At 40.9% G+C, this 6,561-nt stretch carries 3 protein-coding genes; all 3 read left to right on the top strand.

The annotated features are described in order from the left end of the window. Positions 1-346: 346 nt before the first annotated feature. The 3 genes from DXD06_RS14305 to DXD06_RS14295 all read left to right on the top strand — a co-directional run bounded on the left by DXD06_RS14305 (position 347) and on the right by DXD06_RS14295 (position 6,275). On the top strand, positions 347-2,065 hold the full coding sequence (locus tag DXD06_RS14305; RefSeq protein ID WP_117832694.1) for a glycoside hydrolase family 13 protein: 1,719 nt from the start codon (positions 347-349) through the stop codon (positions 2,063-2,065). Positions 2,066-2,159: 94 nt separating this feature from the next. Continuing rightward, positions 2,160-4,976, top strand: coding sequence for a M64 family metallopeptidase (locus DXD06_RS14300; protein WP_243001120.1), 2,817 nt, complete (start codon positions 2,160-2,162; stop codon positions 4,974-4,976). A gap of 165 nt (positions 4,977-5,141) precedes the next feature. After that, positions 5,142-6,275: a GGDEF domain-containing protein gene (locus DXD06_RS14295; protein ID WP_055066714.1), complete on the top strand. Its 1,134-nt coding sequence runs from the start codon at positions 5,142-5,144 to the stop codon at positions 6,273-6,275. Positions 6,276-6,561: the final 286 nt, after the last annotated feature.

Below are 6,561 nucleotides of genomic sequence, written 5' to 3'. Positions count from 1 at the left end.
GACTAAATTCTACCGCCCTGTAGGGCAGTGGAATTTAAAATTTCATTTTAGGAAAATTAAAAACGGTGCAAAAAATTATTGATATTGAATTTACATATAAAGTTGTCGCAGGTAGGAACTATAATTTGACTTGTGACATATATAAATGCGGGAAAAGGATGTAATGAGGAAATGTGCGTTATTGGTTTTAAACTGATAACGCACATTTTAAATTATATGAATAGTAATATCATCGCAAAAAAGCATAAAAGTAGAAAAAGTTAAAAATATCGTGGATATAGTGCTAGAATTGTTGAAAAAAGTAAGTTAAAATACAGGAAAACAACAAGTGTAAAGGGGAAATTTTATGGAATATTCAGCAATTTTTCATGATATGGATAAAAGGTTTAGCTATGCGGTTGATAAGGATTTATTCGTGATACGCGTGCAGGTAAAAAAGGATGATATGAAGGAGGTAATCCTTCACTATGAGGACAAGTATATACCTATGGAGCGTAAGGATACCAGAAAGACAGTTCCGATGAAGAAGGTTGCTGTCTCACAGTTTCATGATTATTATGAAGCACAGATAAAGATGCATTTGATCTGTCTGCGTTACTTTTTCGAATTTACGGACACGCAGGGAGAAAAGGTATATTATGGAAATTATGAGTTTGATAAGGAATGCATTACAAACAGGGACAGAATGTTTGACTGTCCGCAGAACCTCCGGGAGGAAGAGATGTTTGAGGTGCCGGAGTGGGCAGCAAACAAGGTCGTGTATCAGATTTTCCCATCCCGTTTTGCAGCAACGGAGCCGGTAGACAAAGAACTGTGGTATAAAGCACCGATTACGCCTATGGATGATCTGCATGGAAATCTCAGGGGAATCATCGAACATATGGATGATATTCAGAATCTGGGAATCGATGTGCTGTATATGACACCTATCTTTCAATCAGATTCGTGCCATAAGTATGATACCACGGATTACTACCAGATAGACCCGTCCTTTGGAACAACAGAGGATCTCAAAGAGCTGGTACAAAAAGCGCATGAGCGTGGTATGAAGGTAGTCCTGGATGCGGTATACAATCATACGGGAAGAGAATTTTTTGCGTTTGCGGATATCCTGGAAAATGGTGAAAAATCCAAATACCGGGACTGGTATTTTATTGATGGATTCCCACTTAAAAGCGAATGGGGAGAGATCCCAAACTTCAAATGTTTTGGTTATTATGGCGGAATGCCAAAGTTAAACCTGAAAAATCCTGAAGTTGAAAAATACATTACGGATGTTGCATGCTACTGGATTAAGGAATGCGATATTGACGGATGGAGACTGGATGTAGGAGACGAAATCAGCCATTTCTTCTGGAAGAATTTCAGAAAGGCAGTAAAGGCTGTGAAGAAAGATATGCTGATCATTGGGGAAATCTGGCATTATGCAGGAGATTTCCTTGAGGGGGATGAATGGGATACGGTCATGAATTATCCATTTTACCTAAACCTGATTGATCTGCTTGCAGACGAAAAAATTACGGTCAGCCAGTTCGTACAAAATCTTGGATATTTGAAAGGACGCTTAAACAAAAACTGTTATCCCCTTATGTGGAATCTGATCGACAGCCATGATACCGCAAGATTTTTACATCTGTGTAACGACAATAAGAAAAAGCAGCATCTGGCAGCCGCTTTTCAGTTGTTACTGCCGGGAATGCCGATGATTTATTATGGAGATGAGTATGCGATGCCGGGAGCCAACGATCCGGACTGCAGACGGGGCATGTACTGGGAGGAAGAATACCAGGACAAAGAGATGTATGAATGGTACAAGCGGCTGATTCAGGTCCGGAAAAGCCATGCATGCATTGTGGAAGGCGAACTGGCTGAGAGCGTCACAGAAGATGGGGAAGGGACAGTTGTCCTGATCAGAAAAAATGGTGAAGAGACCATTGCCATGATTTTCAACTGCAGCAGCAGTGCAAAAAAATTTAATGAGTACACCGAGAAGTACAATCTGCTTACCGAAAACACCTTTGATGGAAAGGTAGAGGGGTTTGATGCTGCGGTAATCGTGCTTTAAGAAGCCTTATGGCAGATGGTTTCCCGGGAGTTTGTCTGTGGGAAGAATAGGGAAAGCACCAGTATTTCTGGTAATGTAAAGTACGGAGGATGATATGATGAATGTAAAAAAGAATGATGGAAAACGGTTTGGAGCAATGGTACTTAGCCTGATATTATTGCTTTCCCTGGTGTTTCCATATCCTGTGATGGCAGACCAGACAGCGGCAGACCAGACAACGGCAGCTTCCGTTTATACCATTCACAAGACAGGTGATGATAAGGAAAATTTTGTGATTGTTATCATGGGTGAGGGCTATACCCAGGAACAACAGGAACAATTTTTGAAGGATGCGACGGCAAAAGCACAGGGGCTGCTAAAGTGGTCCCCTTATAAAGAGTATTCCGACAGGATCAATATTTATGCAGTACAGACGGTATCCAATGAAACTGGTGTGGGCGTGATGTATGGGGAGTCGAACCCGGACACATATTTTCATGTGCAGGCATTCGGAAAATCCTGCTATTTTACAAAGGACGGGGAAGATAAAGCCAAGGCACTGAGGGCAGAACTGGAGAGCAGATACCTGGATACCGGTGCAGCCGTTGGAACCATCCATATCATTTGTAATACGACTGCGAATATTGGTTCTTCTTCCAATGCACTCTTTTCTTTTTCCGCAAATTCGAATGAGAATGCGCAGGGGGATGTCATGACCCATGAAATTTCCCACAGCATCGGAAGATTAGGCGATGAGTACGATAAAAAGATGCAGGGAGAAAATATTTCCGATACCTCGGACCCGGATAAGATTAAATGGCATAAGATGCTGGGATTCCGTGGAATCGGAATAACGGCAGCAGGAACAGAAACGGTATTTGCACCGAGCCGCGTCTGTATGATGAGGGATCTTGGGAATCCGTTCTGTGAAGTGTGTAAGATGGAACTGGCGCGGAGATTAAATAACCGTGATTATGTCAGCAGGCAGGCATCTGTTTATGTGTGCGATCCTGAAATTACAATTCCACATACCAGGACAGGAACACTTGACAGGGATAGTGACCAATACCGGATCGGCGAGAAAAATATCACAAAAGCAAATGGAAAGGATCTGGAATTCCGTACAGTCGTACAAAATATAGTGGATGCCAAACAGCATTTGAAGATTACTTTCCGCATTATTGGAGCAGACAATACAGTCAAATATGAAAAAGAAGAAACATATACCGTTCCGCCACACAGTAACTGGTATGATCCGGATGCTGCCAGAGAGTCCCTTTCTGTCACACTTCCTGCGGTAACTGGTCTGGTTTCCGGGGACAGACTGGAAGGAAAGATCATAGATGAGGACACTGGGAAAATTCTGGCTGACAATCAGACGGCAGGGCAGGCGTGGAGTACCGTAACCATTCGTTATATGCTGCAAAACGAAGACGGAACCGAAACAACAGTGCCTGATACGGCACCCACGACAGTATATGTACCAAAGAATTCTGCGTATACGTTAAGAAGTCCGGATTTATATGGATATACATGTGTAGGAAACAGTGCAAATCAGGGAGAAATAAACATCACAGAGGATCGCCAGGAGATCACTTATTATTACCGGAAAAACAGTGAGATGCCGGAAATACAAACCGTACCTGTCCGCGTAACTTATGATGGAAAACCCCATACATTTGATATCAAACAGGAAGATGGTGTACAAATCCGTTACAGTTTGACAGAAAACGGATCGTATACACAAACGGAGATGCCGTTTTACACAGAAGCAGGCCAGTATAAGATTTATTTTAAAGCAGAAAAGGCATCTTTTATTCCAACATACGGGGAAGCTGTCCTGGAAATCGAAAAGGCTTCCACCAACATGCAGCTGACCGCAAAAACCGATACGGTCAAAGGTGCGGGGACAGTAGAATTACAGCTTTGCAGACAGGGGATTCCGGAAGATGCCGGGATAAAAGTAACCTGTGATGTTTCCGGGATCACATTAGAAGAAAAGGGAATGGATCACTGGATGGCAACGCTTCCGAATGAAACGAAAACATATACGTTCACCGCATGTTATAATGGGAATGGCAACTATACAGGAAGTAAGGCAGATTGTCAGGTCCGTGTAACGGCGGATCATTCCCAGACCGGGGGCGGTTCTGGCGGAAGTTCCGGAGGCAGTTCCGGCGGATCATCTGGCAATGTTTCACCGGATTCCGGCACATTACCAGCACCGGATCATGCAAAAGAAGAACCAGGGAATGTGACACCGCCATCCGCAGAAGACACGCCCGTTTCTGTTAAGAATCTTAATGTCAAAGTAAAATCTGCAGTTAAAAATAATACTGTCAAAGTGAAGAATATTGCAGCAGTTTTGAAAAAAGAAATTACAAAGGCAGAAAAAGAACAGGGTGGCAGGATAAAAGATCTGTCTGTTGAAATAACTTTTGATACGGGAAAAGCCAAAAATTGGAAGAATCTGCATCTTGAAATGGATAAGCAGGCGGTAAATTTACTTGTCAAAAAGAATGTAAAAGAATGGAAGGTCAATGGTGGCAATGTAAATCTTACCTTTGATTCGAAGGCATTAAAAGAATTAAAGAAAGAAATGAATACAGCTGTGGTTATCAAAATGAAACAGACTGACAAGAAAAATCTTTCTGCCAGGGCAGGGAAAATTATTGGAAAACGTCCGGTTTATGATTTTTCCGTCACAGGAATAAAGAAAAAGCAGTCGTCTGTCCTGAAAAAGGGACGGATCAGGGTCGCTGTTTCCTATAATGCTTCGAAAAAGGAAAAAGACAAAAAGATTTTTGCATATAAAATTGATAAATACGGTGCAGCAGTTAAGATACTGGGATCTTATTATGATTCCGATACAAAGACCGTTAACTTTGTAAGCCGTGGGTTTTTCACAGTTGCAGTAGGCTGTGAAAAGTGATGAAACATAAAAAATCATCGTTCACGTTAAAAAAACTGTAATTCATGTCGAAAAAGACAAAAACCGGTTTTAATTTGGTATAATGATAGAACTCATTTTAGTAAAAATGAGTTTATACCGTGAATGATGGAGGGGATAATAATCATCGTTTTAGAAGAAATATTAATGGCAAACGGATTGACCGTGTTAATGATGTGGTTCCTTTTGTTTTGCAGACGAAAGAACAGAGAGAGCCTTCATGTGGGAGATAAAATATATGATGGAATAGCAATCGTAAATTTAGTGGGTGCATTGTCTGAAACCATTGCTTTTCTCGTAGATGGAAAACAGTTTACTGGCAGCCGGCAGATTAATTATATCTCTAACAGCATATGCTTTATAGGGACAGTCAGTATGGGTATGCTTTGGTGTATGTACGTGGAATTGCGTATCTATCGAAATTATAAAAGAATGGTTCAAAAAGCAGGAGTGGAGATATTTCCCTGGCTGGTAGAAGTAATTATGGTTTTATGTAATCTGTTTGGAACAGGGATTATGTTTAAAATATCCGGGGAGAATGTATACCAGAGAACTGCCGGTGTGCTGGTGGGATATATTTCGCTTGTCATATATTTTGCTTACAGTATCTATCTGGTGTATCATTCCAAAAAACAAGGGGTTAACCTGAATTTTTTCCCGGTGATCTATTTCGTTGGTCCTTGTTTTGCAGGTGTAGTTCTCCAGTTCCTTTTTTATGGAATTACATCATCATGGGTGCTGGTTGCGGTCGCATTGATATTTGTGCAGATGCAGTCATACGCAGAGAGTTTGTATATGGATGAGCTTTCCGGATTATATAACCGGAGATATTTTAATGCGGTGCTTGCGGAAAAGAAAATTGCAAGCCATAAATCCTTATATGGAATCATGATGGATGTAAACGATTTCAAGTGTATTAATGACAATTTAGGTCATAGTACGGGCGATAAGGCTATTTGTACGTTGGGAAATATACTCATCAGATCCATACCGGATGATGGTATGGCAATCCGGTATGCGGGAGATGAGTTTATTGTGCTGCTGTCAGGTGTTGATACGGAGCGTGTCTTAGCGACAATGGAGGAGATTAACCATAATCTGTCCCGGTTTAATGAATCCGGGATAGAACCGTTTCATTTAAGTGTTTCCATGGGATACACGGAATTTGGGACAGAAGATGATGCAGAAACTTTTTTAATGCATATGGATGAGAAAATGTATGAGGAAAAACGGAAATATCATATGCGAAAGAAATCAGCCGGTTTGGAAAATAAAGTATAGCATTACGTTCCTGCCATTTGTCCGATAACTGGTTGCAATGGCACAAGAAAAGAAAATATTATAATCATCAAACGAGTAGCAGACTGGTGTAAATCCGGTTTTGCTGCTCGTTTTTATATTTATGGTTATAGGCAGGGATGCTCCGGATTTCAAGACAGTAAATAACCGTGTTATGGTAAAAAATAACGGTTTTTCGCAGAAATATACAATTTAGACTTGAAAAATATAAAAATATATGCTAATTTATACAAAAAGAAATTTCGTAAAATTTCGTAATGAAGGGAGA

Source organism: Roseburia sp. TF10-5, from assembly GCF_003462365.1.
Lineage (GTDB): Bacteria > Bacillota > Clostridia > Lachnospirales > Lachnospiraceae > Roseburia > Roseburia faecis.
Note: the sequence above shows the minus strand (reverse complement) of the source record. Positions and strands in the feature narration are given on the sequence as shown.

Excerpts from the sequence above, each read along its gene's own strand:
- DXD06_RS14300 (WP_243001120.1), top strand. The coding sequence starts at position 2,160 with ATGATGAATGTAAAAAAGAATGATGGAAAACGGTTTGGAGCAATGGTA.
- DXD06_RS14295 (WP_055066714.1), top strand. The coding sequence starts at position 5,142 with ATGGCAAACGGATTGACCGTGTTAATGATGTGGTTCCTTTTGTTTTGC.
- DXD06_RS14305 (WP_117832694.1), top strand. The coding sequence starts at position 347 with ATGGAATATTCAGCAATTTTTCATGATATGGATAAAAGGTTTAGCTAT.